At 51.5% G+C, this 22,040-nt stretch carries 17 protein-coding genes and 2 tRNA genes; 12 read left to right on the top strand and 7 right to left on the bottom strand.

The annotated features are described in order from the left end of the window. The 3 genes from NA389_RS20215 (at position 1) to NA389_RS20205 (ending at position 2,574) form a co-directional block, all read left to right on the top strand. Positions 1-76: transfer RNA gene (locus NA389_RS20215), tRNA-Ala, on the top strand. A gap of 42 nt (positions 77-118) precedes the next feature. Beyond that, positions 119-194, top strand: a tRNA-Ala gene (locus NA389_RS20210). Between the two features lie 190 nt (positions 195-384). Beyond that, on the top strand, positions 385-2,574 hold the full coding sequence (locus NA389_RS20205; RefSeq protein WP_001112936.1) for an EAL domain-containing protein: 2,190 nt from the start codon (positions 385-387) through the stop codon (positions 2,572-2,574). Positions 2,575-2,626: 52 nt separating this feature from the next. On the opposite strand, the gene nupC is transcribed toward NA389_RS20205, so the two are convergent. Further along, complete coding sequence (gene nupC / locus NA389_RS20200) at positions 2,627-3,829, bottom strand: nucleoside permease NupC (RefSeq protein WP_000376343.1); 1,203 nt, start codon at positions 3,827-3,829, stop codon at positions 2,627-2,629. 272 nt (positions 3,830-4,101) lie between these two features. Here nupC and NA389_RS20195 point away from each other — a divergent pair, with 272 nt between their 5' ends. Both NA389_RS20195 and NA389_RS20190 read left to right on the top strand, forming a co-directional pair. Beyond that, entirely contained in the window at positions 4,102-4,179 is a 78-nt protein-coding gene (locus tag NA389_RS20195; RefSeq protein ID WP_419185909.1) for a hypothetical protein, read from the top strand. Continuing rightward, positions 4,172-5,413 (top strand): Nramp family divalent metal transporter, encoded by a 1,242-nt coding sequence (locus tag NA389_RS20190; protein ID WP_071645630.1) that lies wholly within the window; start codon positions 4,172-4,174, stop codon positions 5,411-5,413. Before NA389_RS20195 ends, NA389_RS20190 begins: the two co-directional genes overlap by 8 nt. 60 nt (positions 5,414-5,473) lie before the next feature. Here NA389_RS20190 and ypeC read toward each other — a convergent pair whose 3' ends face one another. Together ypeC and mgrA are read right to left on the bottom strand one after the other, a co-directional pair. Next, entirely contained in the window at positions 5,474-5,800 is a 327-nt protein-coding gene (gene ypeC / locus NA389_RS20185) for a DUF2502 domain-containing protein YpeC (protein WP_000490091.1), read from the bottom strand. A gap of 113 nt (positions 5,801-5,913) precedes the next feature. Further along, positions 5,914-6,912, bottom strand: coding sequence for an L-glyceraldehyde 3-phosphate reductase (mgrA, locus tag NA389_RS20180; protein ID WP_000640283.1), 999 nt, complete (start codon positions 6,910-6,912; stop codon positions 5,914-5,916). 179 nt (positions 6,913-7,091) lie between these two features. On the opposite strand from mgrA, the gene NA389_RS20175 reads away from it, so the two are divergent. Beyond that, a complete protein-coding gene (locus NA389_RS20175; RefSeq protein ID WP_001180872.1) occupies positions 7,092-8,744 on the top strand; it encodes an alpha-keto acid decarboxylase family protein in 1,653 nt (550 codons plus the stop codon). Positions 8,745-8,763: 19 nt separating this feature from the next. Here the strand turns inward: NA389_RS20175 and NA389_RS20170 are convergent, their stop codons facing one another. After that, entirely contained in the window at positions 8,764-9,999 is a 1,236-nt protein-coding gene (locus NA389_RS20170; RefSeq protein ID WP_000468932.1) for an ion channel protein, read from the bottom strand. A 203-nt stretch (positions 10,000-10,202) separates the two neighbouring features. On the opposite strand from NA389_RS20170, the gene glk reads away from it, so the two are divergent. Then, positions 10,203-11,168: a glucokinase gene (gene glk / locus NA389_RS20165; RefSeq protein ID WP_000170372.1), complete on the top strand. Its 966-nt coding sequence runs from the start codon at positions 10,203-10,205 to the stop codon at positions 11,166-11,168. A gap of 720 nt (positions 11,169-11,888) precedes the next feature. Continuing rightward, positions 11,889-13,127, top strand: a complete 1,239-nt coding sequence (alaC, locus tag NA389_RS20160; RefSeq protein WP_000763118.1) for an alanine transaminase — start codon at positions 11,889-11,891, stop codon at positions 13,125-13,127. A 49-nt stretch (positions 13,128-13,176) separates the two neighbouring features. Here alaC and ypdK read toward each other — a convergent pair whose 3' ends face one another. Further along, positions 13,177-13,248, bottom strand: coding sequence for a membrane protein YpdK (gene ypdK / locus NA389_RS20155; RefSeq protein ID WP_010723117.1), 72 nt, complete (start codon positions 13,246-13,248; stop codon positions 13,177-13,179). A 402-nt stretch (positions 13,249-13,650) separates the two neighbouring features. Continuing rightward, positions 13,651-14,571 carry a kdo(2)-lipid IV(A) palmitoleoyltransferase gene (gene lpxP, locus NA389_RS20150; protein ID WP_000492778.1) on the bottom strand — a complete coding sequence of 307 codons (921 nt, stop codon included), beginning with the start codon at positions 14,569-14,571 and terminating at the stop codon, positions 13,651-13,653. Between the two features lie 521 nt (positions 14,572-15,092). Here lpxP and NA389_RS20145 point away from each other — a divergent pair. After that, positions 15,093-15,335, top strand: coding sequence for a YfdY family protein (locus NA389_RS20145; protein WP_000639889.1), 243 nt, complete (start codon positions 15,093-15,095; stop codon positions 15,333-15,335). 238 nt (positions 15,336-15,573) lie between these two features. On the opposite strand, the gene pgtP is transcribed toward NA389_RS20145, so the two are convergent. Next, positions 15,574-16,965 (bottom strand): phosphoglycerate transporter PgtP, encoded by a 1,392-nt coding sequence (pgtP, locus tag NA389_RS20140; RefSeq protein WP_000955747.1) that lies wholly within the window; start codon positions 16,963-16,965, stop codon positions 15,574-15,576. 435 nt (positions 16,966-17,400) lie between these two features. On the opposite strand from pgtP, the gene pgtC reads away from it, so the two are divergent. The 3 genes from pgtC to pgtA are packed head-to-tail and all read left to right on the top strand — an operon-like array spanning position 17,401 to position 21,834. Next, the gene (pgtC, locus tag NA389_RS20135; RefSeq protein WP_000467985.1) at positions 17,401-18,594 is read left to right on the top strand and encodes a phosphoglycerate transport regulator PgtC; all 1,194 of its coding nucleotides are present in this window, start codon (positions 17,401-17,403) and stop codon (positions 18,592-18,594) included. After that, positions 18,591-20,597 carry a two-component system sensor histidine kinase PgtB gene (gene pgtB / locus NA389_RS20130; RefSeq protein WP_000678493.1) on the top strand — a complete coding sequence of 669 codons (2,007 nt, stop codon included), beginning with the start codon at positions 18,591-18,593 and terminating at the stop codon, positions 20,595-20,597. The genes pgtC and pgtB overlap by 4 nt, the downstream gene beginning before the upstream one ends. Continuing rightward, entirely contained in the window at positions 20,587-21,834 is a 1,248-nt protein-coding gene (gene pgtA, locus NA389_RS20125) for a two-component system response regulator PgtA (RefSeq protein ID WP_000930848.1), read from the top strand. The genes pgtB and pgtA overlap by 11 nt, the downstream gene beginning before the upstream one ends. The last annotated feature ends 206 nt before the right edge of the window (positions 21,835-22,040 follow it).

The raw sequence follows: 22,040 nt of genomic DNA, 5'->3' as shown, positions 1-22,040 counted from the left end.
GGGGCTATAGCTCAGCTGGGAGAGCGCTTGCATGGCATGCAAGAGGTCAGCGGTTCGATCCCGCTTAGCTCCACCAAATTTACTCCCGATAAATTTGGCGTATACGTAAAAGCACTATGGGGCTATAGCTCAGCTGGGAGAGCGCTTGCATGGCATGCAAGAGGTCAGCGGTTCGATCCCGCTTAGCTCCACCAATATTCAAACCCTCGCTGAAAAGCGGGGGTTTTTGCTTTTTGTCACGAAATTCATGGCGTCTGATCTGTTCTTCAGGTGCGTTTGTTTGCCGCTGCTTTTGCGGTCAATATGAGCTTTTGTTAGATTGCTTCATAATGCGAATATACTTATTATTCATGCGCCTTATATAATGATGTGAGCATTAAAGCAATGCCGGATAAGTGTAACGTATTAAAAAATATAAAAATATTTTTACTGGCTTTCTGCCTGACCGTTCCGGCTATTCTGCTATCTCGTCTCATTTCTCCCCGCGCCACAATTGATTCCAGCTATATCTTTCTGGCCTGGCTACCGCTCTGCGTCATGTTTTCCGTGCTGTTCTTATTTGGCCGCCGTGGCGTCGCGCCGATGGTAGGCGGAATGATGTTGACTAATGAATGGAATTTTCATTTACCTCTGCCACAGGCGATGGTGCTGCTATTTTGCCAGACGTTTCCCGTGTTGCTGGTTTGCGCTATCGTACGCTGGCAGCTGGGCGCGCGCTGGCGCTACGGAATACCCAACCAAGGCATCTGGCTACGCGTTTTCTGGTTAGGGTTAATGACGCCGTTTGGCATAAAAATCAGTATGCATCTGGCGGGGCACTACCTGGCTTTCCCGGTGACCATCTCTACCTTCTTTGGCACCGGCACCGCTATTTTCTCGATTGTTGATTTATTGAGTCTGATTTCTGCCGCGCTTATTTTTACCCTCTTTTTCTATTATCCGCTGCGGATGATAGTCAGCCCGCACTATATTCGTATTTTCTGGCGGAGGGATATCGCTCCTTATCTCGCCAAAGAAAAACGCCTGTTTACGCTTCTCTGGTTTGCCACTCTGGCGACGCTATTAGCGGTGCTGTGTACGCCTTTCGAGACAAAGTATATTGCTGGCTATCTGGTGCCAGTCCTGTTCATTGGATTTACCATCGGCGTGGGGAAAATCAGCTATCCGCTATTGAATTTTAGTTGGGCTCTCACTGCGCTATTCCTGCTTAGCTATAACCGCAATTTTCTGCAGGGCGTGGGCTCAGAATATTCGCTGGCATTTATCCTTTCAGTTCTCATTTCTTTTAGTATTTGTTTGTTGTACATGGCGCGGATTAATCAGCGTAGCGAATGGTTGAATCGACAATGGCACTCGCAGGCGTTGACCGATCCGTTGACGCAGCTGCCTAACCTGCGTGCGCTGGAGCAGTTTCTTTTACAGGATGCCGGGCAAAGCGTGTGTTATTTACGCATGGAAAACTTGGAATTTCTGAGCCGTCATTACGGTATGCAGATGCGCGTGCATTGCGAACGCGAGGTGTTTCGCGTGTTGCAGCCGCTGCTGCTGGAAAAGGAGAAAATTTTCCATCTGCCGGGCAGTGAGTTATTGCTGGTATTGACGGGACCGGAGACGGAAGCCCGCCTGCAATATATGCTCAATGTGCTTAATAACCGCAAAATTTACTGGAACAATACCGGTCTGGACATGGAATACGGCGCATCGTGGGGAACATTCGATGGTCGCCAGGAAACCTTGCAACCGCTGTTGGGGCAGTTAAGCTGGCTGGCGGAGCAATCTTGTTCGCATCGTCGGGTGCTTGCACTGACCCAGAGTATTGAAGCCGCTTCCGGGCAGACGACGGAACGGGTGCTGCGGTTGCAGAAAATCCGTCAGGCGCTGGAGCGTGGTGCGCTGGTTTTGTATGCGCAACCCATTCGCGACGCGCAGGGAAAAGGGTATGACGAGATTCTGACGCGGCTTCGGTGCGACGACGGTATCATGATGCCCAATCAGTTCATTCCGCTTATCGCCCAGTTTAACCTGAGTGTACGGTTTGATATGCAGGTGATGGAAGCGCTCCTGCAATGGTTGTCCGCGCATCCTTCGGCGGAGCAGGGGGCGCGTTTCTCGGTTAATTTGATGCCGCTGACGCTGCTGCAAAAAGAGACGGCGTCGCGCATTATGCAGCTTTTTAAACGCTATGGCGTCCCGCCAGCTTCGGTCATCATCGAAATTACTGAAGAACAGGCCTTCTCTCATTCCGAAATCAGTATGCACAATATCAACCAGCTGCGTAAGTTTGGCCTAAAAATCGCCATTGATGATTTCGGTACTGGTTATGCAAACTATGAACGGCTAAAACGCCTCAAGGCGGACATCATTAAAATCGACGGTTGTTTCGTAAAAGATATTCTGACGGACTCCCTGGATGCGATGATCGTGAAATCCATCACTGATTTAGCGAAAGCGAAATCGTTGAGCGTCGTGGCTGAGTTTGTTGAAACGCCTGCGCAGCGCGATCTGCTATTGCAGCTTGGCGTACACAGTTTGCAGGGATATCTGATTGGCCGCCCGCGCCCGTTAGGTAAATAAGCGGCATAAAAAAACCGGGGATAGCTCCCCGGTTTCTACATTAAACGCAGACTTACAGTACCAGCGCCGCGATAGAGGCGGACAGTACGCTCACCAGCGTAGAACCGTACACCAGCTTCAGACCAAAACGGGAAACCACGTTGCCTTGCTCTTCGTTCAGGCCTTTAATCGCGCCCGCAATAATACCGATGGAAGAGAAGTTCGCGAAGGACACCAGGAAGACGGAGATAATGCCTTCAGCGCGTGGAGAGAGGGTAGAGGCGATTTTCTGCAGATCCATCATCGCCACGAATTCGTTGGAAACCAGTTTGGTCGCCATGATACTTCCTACCTGCAGCGCTTCACTGGACGGTACGCCCATTACCCATGCGACCGGGTAGAAGATGTAACCCAGAATGCCCTGGAAGGAGATGCTGTAACCGAACCAACCGGTAACCGTTGCGAACAGCGCGTTCAGCGCCGCGATCAGCGCGATGAAGCCGATCAGCATCGCCGCGACGATAATCGCCACTTTAAAACCTGCCAGAATGTACTCGCCCAGCATTTCGAAGAAACTTTGGCCTTCATGCAGGTTCGACATCTGAATATTTTCTTCGCTGGCATCAACGGTATAGGGGTTGATCAGCGACAGTACGATAAAGGTGCTGAACATGTTCAGAACCAGCGCTGCGACCACATATTTAGGGTCCAGCATGGTCATATACGCGCCCACAATAGACATGGAAACGGTCGACATCGCCGTTGCAGCCATGGTGTACATGCGGTTACGGGACATTTTGCCGAGGATATCTTTATAAGCGATAAAGTTCTCAGACTGGCCGAGGATCAGCGAGCTGACGGCGTTAAAAGATTCCAGTTTGCCCATACCGTTTACTTTGGACAGCAGGAAACCAATAGCGCGGATGACCACTGGCAGAACACGGATATGCTGAAGAATACCGATCAACGCGGAAATAAAGACGATCGGGCACAATACTTTCAGGAAGAAGAACGCCAAACCTTGATCGTTCATACTGCCGAAGACGAAGTTTGTCCCTTCGTTGGCAAATCCGAGCAGTTTTTCAAACATCTCGGAGAAACCTTTTACGAAGCCAAGGCCAACATCCGAGTTCAGGAAGAACCAGGCCAGTAATACTTCGATAACAAGTAACTGAATGACGTAACGAATGCGAATTTTTTTACGGTCGCTGCTAACCAGCAGTGCGAGTACCGCAACAACGGCAAGCGCCAGGACAAAATGAAGGACGCGGTCCATATTTGCTCCAAATATGAGGCAGGTTTAATTTTCGTGCACATTCTATGCAACAGCCGTAAAGAAAACGAGATCCAACACACACTATAATAAGGACCTGTGACGAGATTCAAAATTAGTGATCTGTAATACACTTTTACTGTACTGAATATGAAAATGAAAAGTTATATCAGTGTGCTAATCTTGTAATGTTAAGCCAAACTGTTCTGATACAGGTCGCCATCGTATCGGTCTATCGTTTCACACTATCAAAGTAATCACCCGTACCCATTGAAATGCACTTGATAATCATTATCAATGAACATAGCATAAAACATAGCAAAGGCTATGTTTTTGAGGCAAAAGATGACTGACAATCGCGTAGAGAATAGCAGCGGACGGGCGGCGCGCAAGCTAAGGCTCGCATTAATGGGACCTGCGTTCATTGCCGCGATTGGTTATATCGATCCCGGTAACTTCGCGACCAATATTCAGGCCGGCGCCAGCTTTGGCTACCAGCTACTCTGGGTGGTGGTCTGGGCGAACCTGATGGCGATGCTGATTCAAATCCTTTCGGCAAAACTCGGAATCGCCACGGGCAAAAACCTGGCGGAGCAAATTCGCGACCATTATCCGCGCCCGGTAGTCTGGTTTTACTGGGTACAGGCGGAAATCATCGCGATGGCCACCGATTTAGCTGAATTTATCGGCGCGGCAATAGGTTTTAAGCTGATCCTGGGCGTCTCTTTATTACAGGGCGCGGTATTGACCGGTATCGCGACGTTTCTGATTTTAATGTTACAACGCCGCGGTCAAAAACCGCTTGAAAAAGTCATCGGCGGTTTACTGCTTTTTGTCGCCGCTGCTTACATTGTGGAGCTGTTTTTCTCTCAGCCTGATATGGCGCAGCTCGGAAAAGGAATGGTTATCCCGGCGCTACCGAACCCGGAAGCCGTATTCTTAGCCGCCGGCGTGCTTGGCGCGACGATTATGCCGCACGTGATTTATCTGCACTCGTCATTAACGCAGCATCTGCACGACGGAACGCGGCAACAACGGTACTCAGCAACAAAATGGGATGTCGCTATTGCCATGACGATTGCCGGTTTTGTCAATCTGGCAATGATGGCGACCTCCGCGGCGGCGTTTCATTTTAGCGGCCACACTGGCATCGCCGACCTCGATCAGGCATACCTGACGCTGGAACCGTTACTAAGCCATGCGGCGGCAACGGTGTTTGGTCTTAGTCTGGTAGCGGCAGGGCTTTCCTCCACCGTGGTAGGGACTCTGGCGGGGCAGGTGGTGATGCAAGGGTTTGTCCGTTTTCACATTCCGCTGTGGGTACGGCGCACCATTACCATGCTGCCCTCATTTATTGTGATTTTGATGGGGCTGGACCCTACCCGAATTCTGGTGATGAGCCAGGTGCTGCTGAGTTTTGGTATTGCGCTGGCGCTGGTGCCGCTCCTGATTTTCACCAGTAACGCTACGCTAATGGGCGAGCTGGTGAACACGCGGCGGGTAAAACAGATTGGCTGGATAATTGTCGTGCTGGTCGTCGCCCTGAATATCTGGTTGCTGGTTGGAACGGTAATGGGATTGTCATAAAGACAGAAAGATAGCAGGCCCGATGCGTGGGCGTCATCGGGCTATTATTCAGCAGGAGGCTTAGTGATGATGTTTGTGACCCCGGCCTCGCCCACGATGATCGTCGCGATCGCGCCAGCCTTCCCGATAACCGCGTTCATACGCTTTACGCTTATCCCAGCCGCGATGATAGCCGTTGTCATGACGCCACCAGCGATTTTTACGCCATTCATAATGGTTGTGCCAGTAATCACGGTCGCGCCAGCGACCACCGTCCCAGTAGTTACCGTAATCATCGCGATCGCCAATCTGTAATTTAATTGAGGGCAACAGGGTGATTTCGCCCGCATTCGCGGCAAGCGGTGTAAAAGCCAGCAAGGCTGCCGCCAGAATCAGTGACCTGAACATACTTTCTCTCCTTCACGATCGAGCCGTCGCCGGCCTGTTAATGCAATATTACAAAGCAGTAAAGATTTGTTTCATCGCCTTAACTCTTAAATCATGAAGGAGAGCATTTTTTGCTAAAACCGGCCCTCCAGAATAGCGTCAATTTCTGCACATTCCGCCGCTGAAAAACGGCGATTGGCCAGCATTCCCACGGCGTCTTCGATTTGCGACGGTTTGCTGGCGCCAATCAGTACCGAGGTAACGTTATCGTTACGCAGCACCCAGGCGAGCGCCATCTGAGACAATTTTTGGCCCCGTCGCGCAGCCAGTTCATTCAACTGGCGAACTTTTTCCAGTTTGTCGGCGGTAATCTGTTCTGGTTTAAGGAAACGGCTTCCGCTCGCCGCGCGGGAATCTTCCGGAATGCCATTCAGATAACGGTCAGTGAGCTGCCCGCCCGCCAGCGGCGAGAAGGCAATACTACCGACGCCTTTTTCCTGCAACAGCGCCAGCAGCCCGTCCTCTACCCAACGCTCAAAAAGCGAATATTTAGGCTGATGAATCAGGCAAGGCGTGCCGAGATCCTCCAGAATATCGATAGCTTGTCTGGCCAGATCGGCAGGATAGTTAGAGATCCCCACGTACAACGCTTTGCCCTGGCGCACAAGGTGATCTAACGCTTTCATCGTCTCTTTAAGCGGCGTTTCGGGATCGGGACGATGGTGATAAAAGATGTCGACATACTCCAGCCCCATACGTTTCAGGCTTTGATCGAGGCTGGCGATAAGGTATTTCCGTGAACCCCAGTCGCCATAAGGGCCATCCCACATGGTGTAGCCCGCTTTGGTGGAGATGATCAATTCATCACGCCACGGTAAAAAATCTTCCTGCAGAATGCGGCCAAAATTGCATTCTGCGGAGCCCGGCGGCGGCCCATAATTATTGGCGAGATCAAAGTGGGTAATGCCCAGATCGAACGCGCGTTGCAGCAGCGCCCGGCTATTTTCTACCCGTGTCGCATCGCCGAAGTTGTGCCATAACCCCAGCGAAATGGCGGGAAGTTTGACGCCGCTGCGCCCGCAGCGACGATACTCCATTGTGTGATAACGATTTTCATCGGGCTGATAAATCATGACCTTTCCCCCTGTGGCGTGAATAAATAGTGTATACGGTTACACTCGCCAGGCGGTATCCGGATTTTACTGTTCGCCGCTGTAAACATTGTTTTCCAGGCTTTCATCCCCGTCGTGCTGGACAGCCATCGCCATTCCTTAATACTCAACATAATGTCAACGTCAGAAGGAAAGCTGTCATGCAAAACCCCTATACCGTGGCCGACTATTTGCTGGACAGACTGGCAGGATGCGGCATTGGCCATCTTTTTGGCGTACCGGGCGATTATAACTTGCAGTTTCTTGACCATGTGATTGACCACCCGACCTTGCGTTGGGTGGGATGCGCTAATGAGCTGAACGCCGCTTATGCCGCGGACGGTTATGCGCGCATGTCGGGCGCTGGAGCGCTACTCACCACCTTTGGCGTGGGAGAACTTAGCGCTATTAACGGTATCGCGGGCAGTTACGCGGAATATGTCCCGGTCTTGCATATCGTCGGCGCGCCCTGTAGCGCTGCGCAGCAGCGTGGCGAATTGATGCACCATACCCTCGGTGACGGCGATTTTCGTCATTTTTATCGCATGAGTCAGGCGATATCTGTTGCCAGCTCAATATTGGATGAACAGAACGCCTGTTTCGAGATTGACCGTGTATTGGGTGAAATGCTTGCCGCACGCAGGCCAGGATACATCATGTTGCCCGCCGACGTGGCGAAAAAAACGGCCATCCCGCCTACGGAGGCGCTGGCGTTGCCCGTGCATGAAGCGCAAAGCGGTGTGGAGACGGCTTTTCGTTACCACGCCCGTCAGTGCCTGATGAACAGTCGGCGCATTGCGCTATTGGCCGACTTTCTTGCCGGGCGTTTTGGTTTACGACCACTGTTGCAGCGCTGGATGGCGGAAACGCCCATCGCTCATGCGACACTACTGATGGGGAAGGGGCTTTTTGATGAGCAGCACCCGAACTTCGTTGGCACCTATAGCGCTGGCGCCAGCAGCAAAGAAGTGCGTCAGGCCATAGAGGACGCCGATAGGGTTATCTGCGTCGGCACCCGTTTTGTCGATACCCTTACGGCCGGATTTACCCAACAATTGCCGGCGGAACGCACGCTGGAGATTCAGCCTTACGCGTCGCGCATCGGCGAAACCTGGTTCAACCTCCCGATGGCGCAGGCGGTGTCTACGCTGCGCGAACTGTGCCTGGAATGCGCTTTTGCGCCGCCGCCGACGCGTTCCGCCGGACAGCCAGTGCGGATTGATAAGGGAGAACTGACCCAGGAAAGCTTCTGGCAAACTTTACAGCAGTATCTCAAACCCGGCGATATTGTCCTTGTCGACCAAGGGACCGCCGCCTTTGGCGCTGCCGCGCTGTCGCTTCCTGACGGCGCGGAAGTTGTGGTTCAGCCGCTGTGGGGGTCTATCGGCTATTCCTTGCCCGCCGCGTTTGGCGCGCAAACCGCCTGTCCCGATCGGCGGGTGATTCTGATTATCGGCGATGGCGCGGCGCAGCTCACGATTCAGGAGATGGGCTCGATGTTACGCGACGGGCAGGCGCCGGTCATCCTGCTGCTCAACAATGACGGCTATACCGTAGAGCGCGCCATTCACGGCGCGGCCCAGCGGTATAACGACATCGCGAGCTGGAACTGGACGCAGATACCATCGGCGCTAAACGCGGCGCAACAGGCGGAGTGCTGGCGGGTGACGCAGGCTATCCAACTGGCGGAGGTCCTCGAACGTCTGGTGCGCCCACAACGTCTGTCATTTATTGAAGTGATGTTGCCAAAAGCCGATCTGCCGGAATTACTGCGTACCGTGACCCGGGCGCTTGAAGCTCGCAACGGGGGATAATGGCCCCCGCTGCGCCGGATTAGGGTTCGTGACGGTTGGCGGCCAGCAACGGTTTTCCCGCCAGCAATAGCCAGGCGGGGAGCATCACAATGCAGAGCAGCGGCAGCAGATTGGTATCCGGTACGACGACTGCCGCCATAAACAGACTGAGCCAGCCGTCACGTGTCACTACCAGCACTAAGCCAAGAATCGCGCAGGAGACGGTAATCGCCGCGGGTACGGCCTCAACATGGGCATGGAGCATGAGCCCCAGCGCCGCGCCGATAAACACAGCCGGAAAAATGCGCCCGCCGCGAAAGCCGCTCGCCGCCGCGATGACCAGCGCGGCGAGTTTGACGACGGCTAAGGTAAAATAATCTCCCGCGCCCAACGTCTGGCTAAACGCCATTTGTTGCATTTCGTCCAGTCCTTTAAAGAGGGTAAGCGGCCCGCCAATGACGCCCAGAATACCCAGTATAAAACCGCCAATGCCGAGAATCAGGACCGGATTTTTCAGGCGGTGCAGCAACTCATGCAGACGCGGAAGGCACCAGACGGCGACCATCCCGGCGGCAATGGCGATCGCCGCGACGATCGCTCCGCTGGCAATGTCCACCAGCCGCATCTGCGTGTAATGGGCGATGGGTAACGAAAAATGCGGATGAAAGAACAGGCTGGTGGTGAGTGACCCCGCCGCTGCCGCCATTAACGGCGCAAACAGGCGATCCCACATGGGAATATCGTTAGAGCCGCTAAGGGTTTGCGAAAAAATCAGCGCTGCGGCGACGGGCGTGCCGAATAGCGCGCCGATGGTGCCCGCTGAGGCCAGAATCGTCCAGTCTAACGCCGTGATACGCGGAAACAGGCGGGAACCGAAAGCCGCCGCCAGCGCGATATTTATTGTCATTATCGGATGCTCTGGCCCCAAACTTACCCCACCAGCAAGGCCGATGATTAAGGCGAGAAGCAGCCCGGGCAGCGCAGATGGCGAGACCGGCATACTGATTAACGGTTCGATGGCCGGATCGGGGCCAGCGTGTCCGGGACTGTAACGGATAATCAAACCCACCACGATCCCGGTTAGCGTGAGCATACCCACTATCCAGAACGGCGAATCATAAGCGATGCCGATGCTGGCGGGCAGTCGTTGCCAAAGAAATTGCTGAAAAACCGACGCGACTTTCATCGAGGCGATTAAAACCAGGCTTGACGCTACGCCAATAATCAGTGCGGGGAGCGACAGCAGCAGCATCGTTCGGGCACGCGGGTGGAACATAATCTCTTCCTTACACGGGGTCGTATACCTATTTTGCACAGCCTGCCCGACGGCATTGCTGCAATTGGTGCTGAAACAAGAAAGTAATTCTGTGATGAAGATCTATATTTATAGGCAGTCAGCCTGATGGCCGTTGTTGTTATGCCCCCATGAATTTACAGTGTGACAAAGACTTATTTTGACTTTAGCGGAGCAGTAGAAGAATGACAAAGTATGCTTTAGTAGGAGATGTAGGCGGCACGAATGCGCGTCTTGCCCTGTGTGATATCGCCAGTGGAGAAATCTCGCAGGCCAAAACGTATTCCGGCCTGGATTATCCCAGTCTTGAGGCCGTGGTGCGCGTTTATCTCGATGAGCATAGCGTCAACGTGGAAGATGGTTGTATCGCCATAGCCTGCCCGATTACCGGTGACTGGGTAGCGATGACTAACCATACCTGGGCTTTTTCTATTGCGGAAATGAAAAAAAATCTCGGCTTTAGCCATCTGGAAATCATTAACGATTTCACCGCCGTGTCGATGGCGATCCCGATGCTAAAAAAAGAGCATTTAATTCAGTTCGGCGGCGGCGAACCGGTAGACGGCAAACCTATTGCGGTGTATGGCGCGGGAACCGGCTTGGGCGTGGCGCATCTGGTGCATGTGGATAAGCGTTGGATTAGCCTTCCGGGCGAAGGCGGGCATGTCGATTTTGCGCCTAATAGCGAAGAAGAAGCTATGATTCTGGAAATATTGCGCGCCGAAATTGGCCATGTTTCCGCCGAGCGCGTGCTGTCTGGCCCCGGGCTGGTGAATCTTTACCGGGCGATTGTTAAGTCCGACAACCGTCTGCCGGAAAATCTGCGCCCGAAAGATATTACCGAACGCGCCCTGGCGGATAGCTGTATCGATTGTCGCCGCGCGTTATCGCTCTTTTGCGTCATCATGGGGCGATTTGGCGGCGATCTGGCGTTAACTATGGGGACATTTGGCGGCGTTTATATCGCTGGCGGTATTGTCCCGCGCTTCCTGGAATTTTTTAAAGCGTCCGGCTTCCGTGGTGGCTTTGAAGATAAAGGCCGCTTTAAAGATTATGTACACGGTATTCCGGTCTATCTGATTGTCCATGATAATCCTGGCTTGTTAGGTTCCGGCGCGCATCTGCGCCAGACATTAGGTCATATTCTATAAGCCAGATGGTGGCATAAATGCCTTATCCGGCCTACAAAAGTGTGTCATCTGTAGGCCTGATAAGCGCAGCGTCATCAGGCAATTAATCATTCTCTTGCCAGTCTCAAACCGCGTGCCTCACGCGGTTTTTTTCATTGCCGTTCCTGTGCATGAATACTTCAACTGACTGAATTATTTCACTTTACTCTTGCTGAGCGAAAGGTCAAACACCAGTGCGTTGAGTCATCACGTCATGGCGGTTAGTCAGGCGAAAACAGGGATTTATTTTATTATACGTACCCGGTTCGCTGCCTTATTTACGGTTTTATCGCGGCAGCTTGCCGGAAAGGATCTTTATTTTCGGGGAAATGTCTCTGAAAAATACCGCAATATGACATGATCGAATACCATTAGCGTTAGTAAGGGTTTTGATTAAAGAGGAAAAACCACAAAATCAAAAGGGGATTATTTGAGATAAGGTTTATTGACAGGAAATTATCGTCGGCTGCGCCACGTTACGTAAATTCAATGATATCAATTTGTTAATAATATGATTTATTTGATGTTATAACGGACACGCTTAAAAAGTAAGTTTTTACGCTTGTTCCTCTTTTTTGTCGCTAAAAATATTTTCATTAGCCTCTCGACAGGAAGAAAATTTTCAGGCTATTTTCTAAAGGAGCCACCATCGTGGCAGCGTCGCTCGGACGGTCCGGGCGCTAACGTTAATCTGAGGATATTATGGCTGACTTCCGCCCTGAACGTCGCTTTACGCGTATCGATCGCCTTCCGCCCTATGTTTTTAACATCACCGCTGAACTCAAAATGGCTGCGCGTCGGCGCGGCGAAGATATTATTGATTTCAGTATGGGTAATCCTGATGGCGCAACCCCTCCCCACATTGTCGAAAAACTTTGCACCGTCGCGCAGCGTCCGGATACGCACGGTTATTCCACGTCTCGCGGCATACCGCGCTTACGCCGCGCGATTTCTCACTGGTATCAGGAACGTTATGATGTCGATATCGATCCGGAAACCGAAGCGATTGTGACCATCGGTTCCAAAGAGGGACTGGCGCATTTAATGCTGGCGACGCTGGATCATGGTGATACGGTTCTGGTGCCGAACCCCAGTTACCCGATTCATATCTATGGCGCCGTTATCGCCGGGGCGCAGGTGCGTTCGGTTCCATTGGTAGAGGGGGTGGATTTCTTCAACGAGCTGGAGCGCGCTATTCGCGAAAGTTATCCGAAACCGAAAATGATGATTTTGGGTTTTCCGTCTAACCCTACGGCCCAGTGCGTCGAACTGGAATTTTTTGAAAAAGTGGTCGCTCTGGCTAAACGTTATGATGTGCTGGTAGTGCACGATCTGGCGTATGCCGATATCGTGTACGACGGCTGGAAAGCGCCATCCATTATGCAGGTGCCTGGCGCGCGCGACGTGGCGGTCGAATTTTTCACACTGTCGAAAAGCTATAATATGGCGGGCTGGCGTATTGGGTTTATGGTGGGCAATAAAACCCTGGTCAGCGCGCTGGCGCGCATTAAAAGTTATCACGATTATGGCACCTTTACCCCGCTTCAGGTGGCGGCTATCGCCGCTCTGGAAGGCGATCAGCAGTGCGTGCGCGATATCGCCGAGCAGTATAAACGTCGTCGCGATGTGCTGGTGAAGGGGCTGCATGAGGCGGGCTGGATGGTTGAAATGCCGAAAGCCTCAATGTACGTCTGGGCGAAAATCCCGGAGCAATATGCGGCGATGGGATCGCTTGAGTTTGCCAAGAAGCTGCTGAATGAGGCGAAGGTTTGCGTTTCTCCAGGGATAGGCTTTGGTGATTATGGCGACACCCATGTACGCTTTGCATTAATAGAGAATCGCGACCGCATTCGCCAGGCCGTCAGAGGGATTAAAGCGATGTTCCGCGCTGATGGCGTGCTGCCGTCACATCCAAAACCCGTTGAAGCGAGCACGGAGTAGAAAAGCAAACAGGAGCCCCATGGCTCCTGTTTTTCTTTGCATTGTACTTTTAAATCATCAGGGCGAAAGTACCGGCCCAAACGATGACCATAAATGAAATGCCCATAAAGAAATATTTCACGTTTCATCTCTCCGCGTACCTGTCGTACGCCTAAATGAACTTACACTTACCTGATTATAGAGAGTTGATGCCGGACAATACGAAATTGAGAATTATTCGTGTTTCGACCGCCTGCATCACCTCAGAATTCTGCGCGTCATCGCTCCAGACGGCGCTAATGTACGCCTAAAAATGAGGTGAAACAAGAGGCATTTTCTTATTTACTTTTAGTAACTTACAAGTGTCGGGAATCGGCGACAGTTTAATTTCTGACAGTGATGAATCGCTATTGAGCGACGCCGCCGACACAGTAAAAAATCGCCTGTAAACAGGAGACTTATCGCTAAAAGCAGGAATGAGTAATTTACGATATGAATATTATGGCAATGCGGAATGACAAAATAAAAGGCCTTGCGGCCTTTTTCAGATGTAGAGTGACGCTTCTCCCAACGGGCGAGTCTTGAAACGGCGATGAATCCAGAGATATTGCTCCGGGGCGCGCATGATCTCTTTCTCAATAATTTTATTCATATAGGCAGCGGCTTGATTTTCATCTGCCGGGTAACCTTCCATTTCAGGGGTAATATACAGACGATAACCCGAGTTATCGGATTTCCTTACCATTGTAACGGTCAACATGGCGGCGCCAGACAGCCTGGACAGTACATAGGTACCGTTGGTGGTGGCGACGTTTTCAACCGCGAAAAATGGCGCAAAGGAGCTGCCTTTAGGACCGTAGTCCTGGTCGGGAGCAAACCAAACGGCTTCCCCTTTTTTTAGCGCGCCCACAATGCCGCGCAGATTGTTTCTGCCGATCATCGCTTTATTTGAGCGCATACGACCGCGCGTCTGCACCCACTCCATGAGCGGATTGTTATGCGGACGATAGGTCGCCATCATCGGCTGGCAGAGACCCATTACCCGGCCTCCCAATTCCAGCGACATAAAATGCACGCCAACGACCATTACGCCGCGATTTTGCGCCTGCGCACGGGTAAGGTTGTCCAGCCCGTCCACATCAAACCATTTGCGAACCCGGCTATCAGGCCAGAACCAGGCCATGCCCGTTTCAAGCAGCGCCATGCCAAGAGAGTGGAAATTCTCGGCGATCAGTTTTTCCCTTTCTTCCCGGGAGAGGGTCGGAAAACAGAGTTCAATATTTTTCTGGGCGATCGACTCACGTCGCTTCAGGAAGGGGCGCGCCAGTTTACCGGTGCGGGTGCCCAGAAAACGCAAAACCGGGTAGGGAAGCTGCACCAGTAACCAGAGGACGCCAACGCCAAACCACGTCAGCCAGTAGCGCGGGTGCAAAAACGCGCGTGAAAATTTGCTTTGAGAAAACATAAAATACCTTCTGTAGATACGAAAATAATGTATCGCAGAAGAGTCATTATCCGCAGCGGTACACTCTGAAATACGCATCATCCTTCAAGTTGCGTTCGCTTATCCGAAGCACTTACTTGAGTAAGCTCATCAGGGTAACTTGAATGATTTGCGTATAGTTAGGCCATCATGTACGACAATGGTTCCCGTAAGGAGTGTAAAACTAAGTCAGTACTAAACCACGAGGGCATGAACGCCAGGCAGGCTAATGTACCACCAGTTATTTACTCGCGCCCAGAAATTCTTTATCAAGAAGCGTAAATATTTCTTCCGTAGCAAAAATAAGCTAATCATTATTTTTAATGCATTGTTTTTACAGTAATAATTTTATTTCAGACGAAGGTCATTGAAAAATGATTAGAAAAATAAAATGTGAGATAAATGTTATGGAAATGACGTGCTGATAAGGTTTATCTTAAAGGAGAAGTGAGAGGGACCGTAAGGCTATATGGAAGCCTTGCCATAGACAGGAGGTATTATAGATGATCTATTTATGGACATTTCTTGCAATAAGTATACTTGCCGTGAGTGGCTATATCGGTCAGGTGATGGGGGCTTTTTCTGCGGTTTCTTCTTTTACGGGAATGGTTATCCTTGCCGCGCTGATTTATTTACTCAATGTATGGCTGCAGGATGGCGATGACATCGTTAGCGGATTATTGCTTTTTCTCGCACCGGCATGTGGGTTAATTATTCGCTTTATGGTGGGATACGGTAAGCGTTAGTCAGTACATACCCTTCATACTTCAAGTTGCTGATGTGTTGGCTATGGATTACTCGGCCCATTCATGGGCCTCGCCCTGACGGGACGTCGCTCACCCCAGTCACATCGTTATCTATGCTCCCGGGGACTCACTCCCTTGCCGCTTTTAAGCAACTCGAATTATTTTTGGTATACACGATGTCAGCGAATAGATAGCGCCGACAATGTCGGCGCTTCTGTTCCCCGGGAAGGCTAATCGTTTATTGCGCGTCCGCAAGCTGCAGCGAGTCCTGATTATGTAACGCATTCTGGCGCTGACGTTCTAGTTCCAGCGCGCCGCGATGGGAGAGGTAACAGAATAGAATGCAGCACACAATACCGCCCATCAGAAGATAAAATCCGCCGTACCAGCCCAGTTTATCCACCATGACGCCAAACAGGCTGGTGCCCAACGAGGCGCCGAAAATATAGCTCATGAACCCACGTAATCCGACGGCGGAACCTACGGCAAAGCTGGGGACTATCTCCATTGTCTGTACGGACGCGAGGAATTGCGGGACGTAAATCAGACAACCTACAATGGCGGCGAAAATCGTTACCATCAGCAAAGATTCACTTTTCCAGTATCCGATCAGACAGACAAAAATCAGCGCCATGCAAATCATGGCTAACGGCATTCTGCGGCCCTTAAACAGTTTATCTGACAGCCAGCCTGCCAGTAGCGTAGAGGGAATCGCCGCCCATTCGAAAAAGAGAAACGCGACGCTCATCTGTTCTTTTGAAAAGTGTTTTACTGTCAACAGATAGATAGGCAACCAGCTAATCATGCCAAACCGCACCATATAGACGAAGACATCCACCAGCGAAATATACCAGGCATTTTTATTGCGCAGCACATAAGTACAGAAGATTTGCCATGCGCTCATATTTTCCGGCGCTTTTGCCGTATTCTTCGTTTTCAGTACGACTTTTTCTTCCGGCATCATCTGTTCCAGGGAGGGAAGACCTTCTTCGCGCGGCGAACCTTTTCCCAATACCAGAACAATTAAGGCAAAAATGACGGCGACGCAGGCCGGAACGATATAACTGGCGCTTTGCCAGTGTTCGCTGCCCAATATCGCAAAAGCCGCACCGACGATAGGCGCGACGATCCCGCCGCCAACGTTATGCGAGATATTCCAGAAGGCGCCTACGCGTCCGCGTTCCCGGCGAGGGAACCAGTTTGCAATGGTAATAAACGAGGGGCCGACGCCCATGCCCTGAAAAAGGCCATTGAAGACCACCAGAGCGGCAAATATCCAGAATGCGCTACTGAATCCCAGCCCAACGTTAACAATCGCGCAGAGTACCAGACCGCACGCCATGAAGACTTTTGGGCTGGCTTTATCCGCCAGACTGCTCATTACGCCTTTACTGATTCCGTAAGCAATAAGCATACAGCTACTCAGCAGGCCGATTTGCGTAGCGCTGAGATCCAATTGCTCTTTTAAATAAGGCGTCGATAATGTGAAGTTGTTTCTGACTATATAGTAAGCGAGATATCCCAGAAATACGCTTAACAATGCCTGTATACGATATCGACCATACGTAGCCTGGACTTTTTCCGGTGGGACTTTATGCGCCGATTGCCCTGTTTTTAATATTGTTAACATGGAGTCACCTGTATTTTATAGTGAGATGAACATCAGGAGGTTTTGTCGGTAGAGTGAAAGGAGTGACAATAAAATTCAAGTCGAAGAAATGTGTCAAAATTGACTCAATTGGGTGAATTTAAAGGTTATTTTTGACCCATCCTGAAGGGGGTGGTGAAACTTTAATTATTGGCATGGCCGTTTTATCGTTAGCATGTGCGGATATTAACAAATTTGCTGCCAGTAATCTGATACGCTTTATTGATGTTTTCGAGCGACGGACCCGTTATTATTCAAATAACGCTGTTCTGGATGCCAACAGAAATAAAAGGGTAAGTTTTGTCTCAATATTTTCTTTATGTGATATCGATATTTATGAACGGGATCACAAATCGACTTTTCTCATGCTGTGGTCGTTTCGCCAGAGTGGGCGCTTTTACGCTATGGCTGGCGGCGATGTTCGGTTCTTGCCAGGCGTACAGCCGCGAGCTGGTGATGGCAACGACCTTTTCACCCAGCGCGACCGCCTGGATTATCCAGCGCTGGCAGACGGAGCCGGGTTCCGTCATGATTCGTACGCTCAACCGCACCAGCGGTTCTTTAGAGCAATTACTTGATACGGCGAATGCGGAAAATGTCGATCTGATCCTGACGTCATCCCCCATGCTGTTGCAACACCTTCAGGAGCACCAAAAGCTGGCGCTATTAGATAGCGCGCCTGCCGCCAGCCAGAAGCTGGTGCCGCGTTCTATCCGCTCAACTTCAGTGGCGGTAGCGGTATCCGGATTTGGGCTATTGATCAATCGTTCAGCGCTCGCTGCGCGCCATCTTCCGCCGCCTGCCGACTGGCAGGATATGGGCCTGCCCAGTTACCAGGGCGCTCTATTAATGAGCAGTCCGTCACGCTCAGACACCAATCATTTGATGGTGGAGTCGCTGTTGCAGCAAAAAGGCTGGACGGCAGGATGGGCGACGCTGCTGGCAATCTCGGGTAATTTGGTCACGATTTCCTCTCGCAGTTTCGGCGTAGCGGATAAAATCAAAAGCGGGCTTGGCGTTGCCGGGCCGGTCATTGATAACTATGCTAATTTGCTACTTAACGATCCTAATCTTACTTTTACCTATTTCCCGTATTCTGCGGTGTCGCCCACTTACGTCGCGGTGTTGAAAAACAGCCGTCATGCAGACGAAGCGCGTGCTTTTATTCATTACTTATTAAGTCCGAAAGGGCAAAGGATACTGGCTGACGCGAATACCGGTAAGTATCCCGTCGCACCGCTTAGCGCCGATAATCCTCGCGCCGCGCAACAACAGCGTTTGATGGCCCAGCCGCCGTTGAACTATCGTCTGATCCTGAAGCGTCAGCAACTGGTACAACGCATGTTTGATACCGCGATCAGTTTTCGTCTCGCGCAGCTTAAAGATGCATGGCGAGCGTTGCACAGCGCAGAAACGCGGCTTAAACGCCCCTTACCTGAAATCAGAGCCTTATTGACCAGCGTCCCGGTGGATGCGGCAAGCAGCGAAGATGAAACCTGGCTGGCGCAGTTTGATAATAAAAGCTTTGCCGAACAAAAAATGATGGAGTGGCAGATCTGGTTTCTGAACAATCAGCGGCTGGCGATTCACAAACTGGAAGAGCTGAAATGAAGGGGAGATTATTGCAACGGCTTCGTCAGCTCAGTATCAGCAACAGTTTACGGGGCGCATTTTTAACGGGCGCATTACTGACGCTGATTGTCAGTATGGTCAGCCTTTATTCCTGGCATGAGCAAAGTTCGCAGGTTCGCTATTCGCTTGATGAATATTTTCCTCGCATCCACTCCGCTTTTTTAATTGAGGGGAACCTGAATCTGGCCGTGGATCAGCTCAATGAATTTTTGCTGGCGCCGAACACGACGGTACGTTTGCAGTTACGTACGCAGATTATTCAGCATCTGGATAAGATTGAGCGTCTCAGTCAGGGGCTTCAGCTTGCTGAACGCCGGCAACTGGCCGTCATTTTACAGGATAGCCGGACCTTGCTGGCGGAGCTGGACAACGCCCTCTACAACATGTTTTTGGTGCGGGAGAAAGTCAGCGAGCTTTCCGCTCGTATTGACTGGCTCCATGATGATTTCACCACGGAGCTAAATTCGCTGGTACAGGATTTTACCTGGCAGCAGGGGACGCTGCTCGATCAAATTGAGGCGAATCAGGGCGATGCAGCGCAGTACTTGCAACGTTCGCGCGAGGTGCAGAACGAGCAGCAACAGGTATATACCCTGGCGCGAATTGAAAATCAGATTGTTGACGACCTGCGCGACAGATTGAATGAGCTCAAGTCCGGCAATAATGACGGGATGTTGGTGGAGACCCATATTCGCTATCTGGAAAACCTAAAAAAAACGGCGGATGAGAATATTCGTGCGCTGGATGACTGGCCCAGTACGATCACGCTGCGGCAAACCATCGACGAACTATTGGAAATCGGGATGGTAAAAAATAAGATGCCCGATACCATGCGCGATTATGTTGCGGCGCAAAAAGCCTTACTGGACGCCAGCCGCGCCAGAGAGGCTACGCTAGGGCGCTTTCGCACGCTGCTTGAGGCGCAGTTAGGTAGTAGTCACCAGCAAATGCAGACGTTCAATCAACGCCTGGAACAGATTGTTCGCGTTAGCGGCGGGCTTATTTTAGTGGCGACGCTCCTGGCATTGCTGCTGGCCTGGGGACTCAACCACTATTTTATCCGTTCCCGGCTGGTAAAGCGTTTTACCGCGCTTAATCAGGCTGTGGTACAGATAGGGCTGGGGAGAACCGACTCGACTATCCCGGTTTACGGGCGCGATGAGCTAGGACGGATAGCCCGTTTGCTACGTCATACGCTGGGCCAGCTCAATATGCAACGCAGGCAGCTTGAACAAGAGGTCGCCGAGCGCAAAGAGATAGAAGCCGACCTGCGCGCCATGCAGGATGAGTTGATTCAGACGGCGAAACTGGCGGTAGTCGGCCAGACCATGACCACGCTGGCGCATGAAATTAACCAGCCGCTGAATGCGCTTTCAATGTATTTATTTACGGCGGGACGCGCGATTGAACAAGGTCAGAGCGGACAGGCGAGAAATACGCTCACCAAAGCGGAAGGGCTCATTAACCGGATTGACGCCATTATCCGTTCGCTGCGGCAGTTTACCCGCCGGGCGGAGCTGGAAACGCCATTGTATCCCGTTGATCTGCGCCAAACCTTTGTGGCGGCATGGGAGTTATTAGCCATGCGCCACCAATCCCGGCAGGGAGCGCTTTCACTGCCAACCGACACCGTATGGGTTAGCGGCGATGAAGTGCGTATTCAGCAGGTTCTGGTGAATGTGCTGGCGAATGCGCTTGACGCCTGTTCGCATGATGCGGCGATCGCGGTGACGTGGCAGACGCAGGGAGAGGCGCTGGAGGTTTATATTGCAGATAACGGCCCTGGCTGGCCTGTGGCGCTGTTGCCCTCTTTACTCAAGCCATTTACTACCAGTAAAGCTGTCGGATTGGGTATTGGGCTGTCGATTAGCGTGTCGCTGATGGCGCAAATGAAGGGCGACCTGCGTCTGGCGTCGACGCTGACGCGTAACGCTTGCGTGGTGCTGCAATTCTCGGTAACGGATGTCGATGATGTTGAATGATGAATGTTCTATTTTGCTGATTGATGATGACGTTGATGTACTTGACGCCTATACCCAAATGCTTGAGCAGGCAGGCTACCGCGTGCGTGGCTTTACCCATCCTTTCGAGGCCAAAGAGTGGGTAAAAGCGGATTGGGAGGGGATCGTTTTGAGCGATGTATGTATGCCGGGGTGTTCCGGTATCGATCTTATGACGCTGTTTCATCAGGATGACGATCAACTGCCAATCTTATTGATTACCGGACATGGCGATGTACCGATGGCGGTTGATGCGGTGAAAAAGGGCGCCTGGGATTTTCTGCAAAAACCCGTCGATCCGGGCAAGCTGTTGATATTAATTGAAGACGCGCTACGCCAGCGCCGGTCGGTCATTGCACGGCGGCAATATTGCCAGCAGACGTTACAGGTTGAACTGATTGGGCGCAGCGAGTGGATGAATCAGTTTCGACAACGGTTACAACAACTGGCGGAAACGGACATTGCCGTATGGTTTTACGGTGAGCATGGCACTGGACGTATGACTGGCGCCCGTTATCTCCATCAACTGGGGCGTAACGCGAAAGGGCCGTTGGTACGCTATGAACTCACGCCGGAGAATGCCGGGCAGTTGGAGACATTCATCGACCAGGCGCAAGGAGGTACGCTGGTGTTGAGTCATCCCGAATATCTGACACGCGAACAGCAGCACCATCTGGCGCGTTTACAAAGCCTGGAGCATCGGCCTTTTCGTTTGGTGGGCGTTGGCAGCGCTTCGCTGGTGGAGCAGGCGGCAGCTAACCAGATTGCGGCCGAGCTTTACTACTGTTTCGCCATGACCCAAATCGCCTGCCAGTCTCTTTCTCAGCGACCGGATGATATCGAGCCGTTATTTCGCCATTATCTTCGAAAAGCCTGCCTGCGACTCAATCATCCAGTGCCGGAAATAGCGGGGGAATTACTGAAAGGAATAATGCGACGCGCCTGGCCAAGCAATGTGCGCGAACTGGCTAATGCGGCAGAGCTTTTTGCTGTTGGCGTGCTGCCGCTGGCGGAAACGGTCAACCCGCAGTTGCTTCTTCAGGAGCCGACCCCGCTTGACCGGCGCGTTGAAGAGTATGAGCGACAAATTATTACCGAAGCATTAAATATTCATCAGGGACGAATTAATGAAGTGGCGGAGTACCTGCAAATTCCCCGTAAAAAACTTTATCTGCGCATGAAAAAATATGGTTTAAGTAAAGAGCATTATAAATTCTGATATTACAGTTACTTTCAATCTGGCTGACAACATCAGCAACGATGTCGTTAGCCAGATAACGCCGCATCACCGTAATGGTAAATCATTCCATCATGATTATAGCTTGCTTATTATTCTCCTGAGCATCGAATTCTATTTCTTAACTTCAATATAAAGTAAAAATGCGTCAATTTCTCTGGCGTAATAAATGTACTCTTGTCCGACGA

Origin of the sequence: Salmonella sp. NW645, assembly GCF_051703725.1 — a bacterium.
GTDB classification, from domain to species: domain Bacteria; phylum Pseudomonadota; class Gammaproteobacteria; order Enterobacterales; family Enterobacteriaceae; genus Salmonella; species Salmonella enterica.
This window is presented reverse-complemented; position numbering and strand designations above follow the sequence as displayed.

Excerpts from the sequence above, each read along its gene's own strand:
- mgrA (WP_000640283.1), bottom strand. The coding sequence starts at position 6,912 with ATGATTTATCAGCCCGATGAAAATCGTTATCACACAATGGAGTATCGT.
- NA389_RS20170 (WP_000468932.1), bottom strand. The coding sequence starts at position 9,999 with ATGTTCCACCCGCGTGCCCGAACGATGCTGCTGCTGTCGCTCCCCGCA.
- glk (WP_000170372.1), top strand. The coding sequence starts at position 10,203 with ATGACAAAGTATGCTTTAGTAGGAGATGTAGGCGGCACGAATGCGCGT.
- pgtB (WP_000678493.1), top strand. The coding sequence starts at position 18,591 with ATGAAGGGGAGATTATTGCAACGGCTTCGTCAGCTCAGTATCAGCAAC.
- lpxP (WP_000492778.1), bottom strand. The coding sequence starts at position 14,571 with ATGTTTTCTCAAAGCAAATTTTCACGCGCGTTTTTGCACCCGCGCTAC.
- NA389_RS20145 (WP_000639889.1), top strand. The coding sequence starts at position 15,093 with ATGATCTATTTATGGACATTTCTTGCAATAAGTATACTTGCCGTGAGT.
- pgtP (WP_000955747.1), bottom strand. The coding sequence starts at position 16,965 with ATGTTAACAATATTAAAAACAGGGCAATCGGCGCATAAAGTCCCACCG.
- pgtC (WP_000467985.1), top strand. The coding sequence starts at position 17,401 with ATGTTCGGTTCTTGCCAGGCGTACAGCCGCGAGCTGGTGATGGCAACG.
- alaC (WP_000763118.1), top strand. The coding sequence starts at position 11,889 with ATGGCTGACTTCCGCCCTGAACGTCGCTTTACGCGTATCGATCGCCTT.
- NA389_RS20205 (WP_001112936.1), top strand. The coding sequence starts at position 385 with ATGCCGGATAAGTGTAACGTATTAAAAAATATAAAAATATTTTTACTG.
- pgtA (WP_000930848.1), top strand. The coding sequence starts at position 20,587 with ATGTTGAATGATGAATGTTCTATTTTGCTGATTGATGATGACGTTGAT.
- NA389_RS20175 (WP_001180872.1), top strand. The coding sequence starts at position 7,092 with ATGCAAAACCCCTATACCGTGGCCGACTATTTGCTGGACAGACTGGCA.
- ypeC (WP_000490091.1), bottom strand. The coding sequence starts at position 5,800 with ATGTTCAGGTCACTGATTCTGGCGGCAGCCTTGCTGGCTTTTACACCG.
- NA389_RS20195 (WP_419185909.1), top strand. The coding sequence starts at position 4,102 with ATGCACTTGATAATCATTATCAATGAACATAGCATAAAACATAGCAAA.
- nupC (WP_000376343.1), bottom strand. The coding sequence starts at position 3,829 with ATGGACCGCGTCCTTCATTTTGTCCTGGCGCTTGCCGTTGTTGCGGTA.
- NA389_RS20190 (WP_071645630.1), top strand. The coding sequence starts at position 4,172 with ATGACTGACAATCGCGTAGAGAATAGCAGCGGACGGGCGGCGCGCAAG.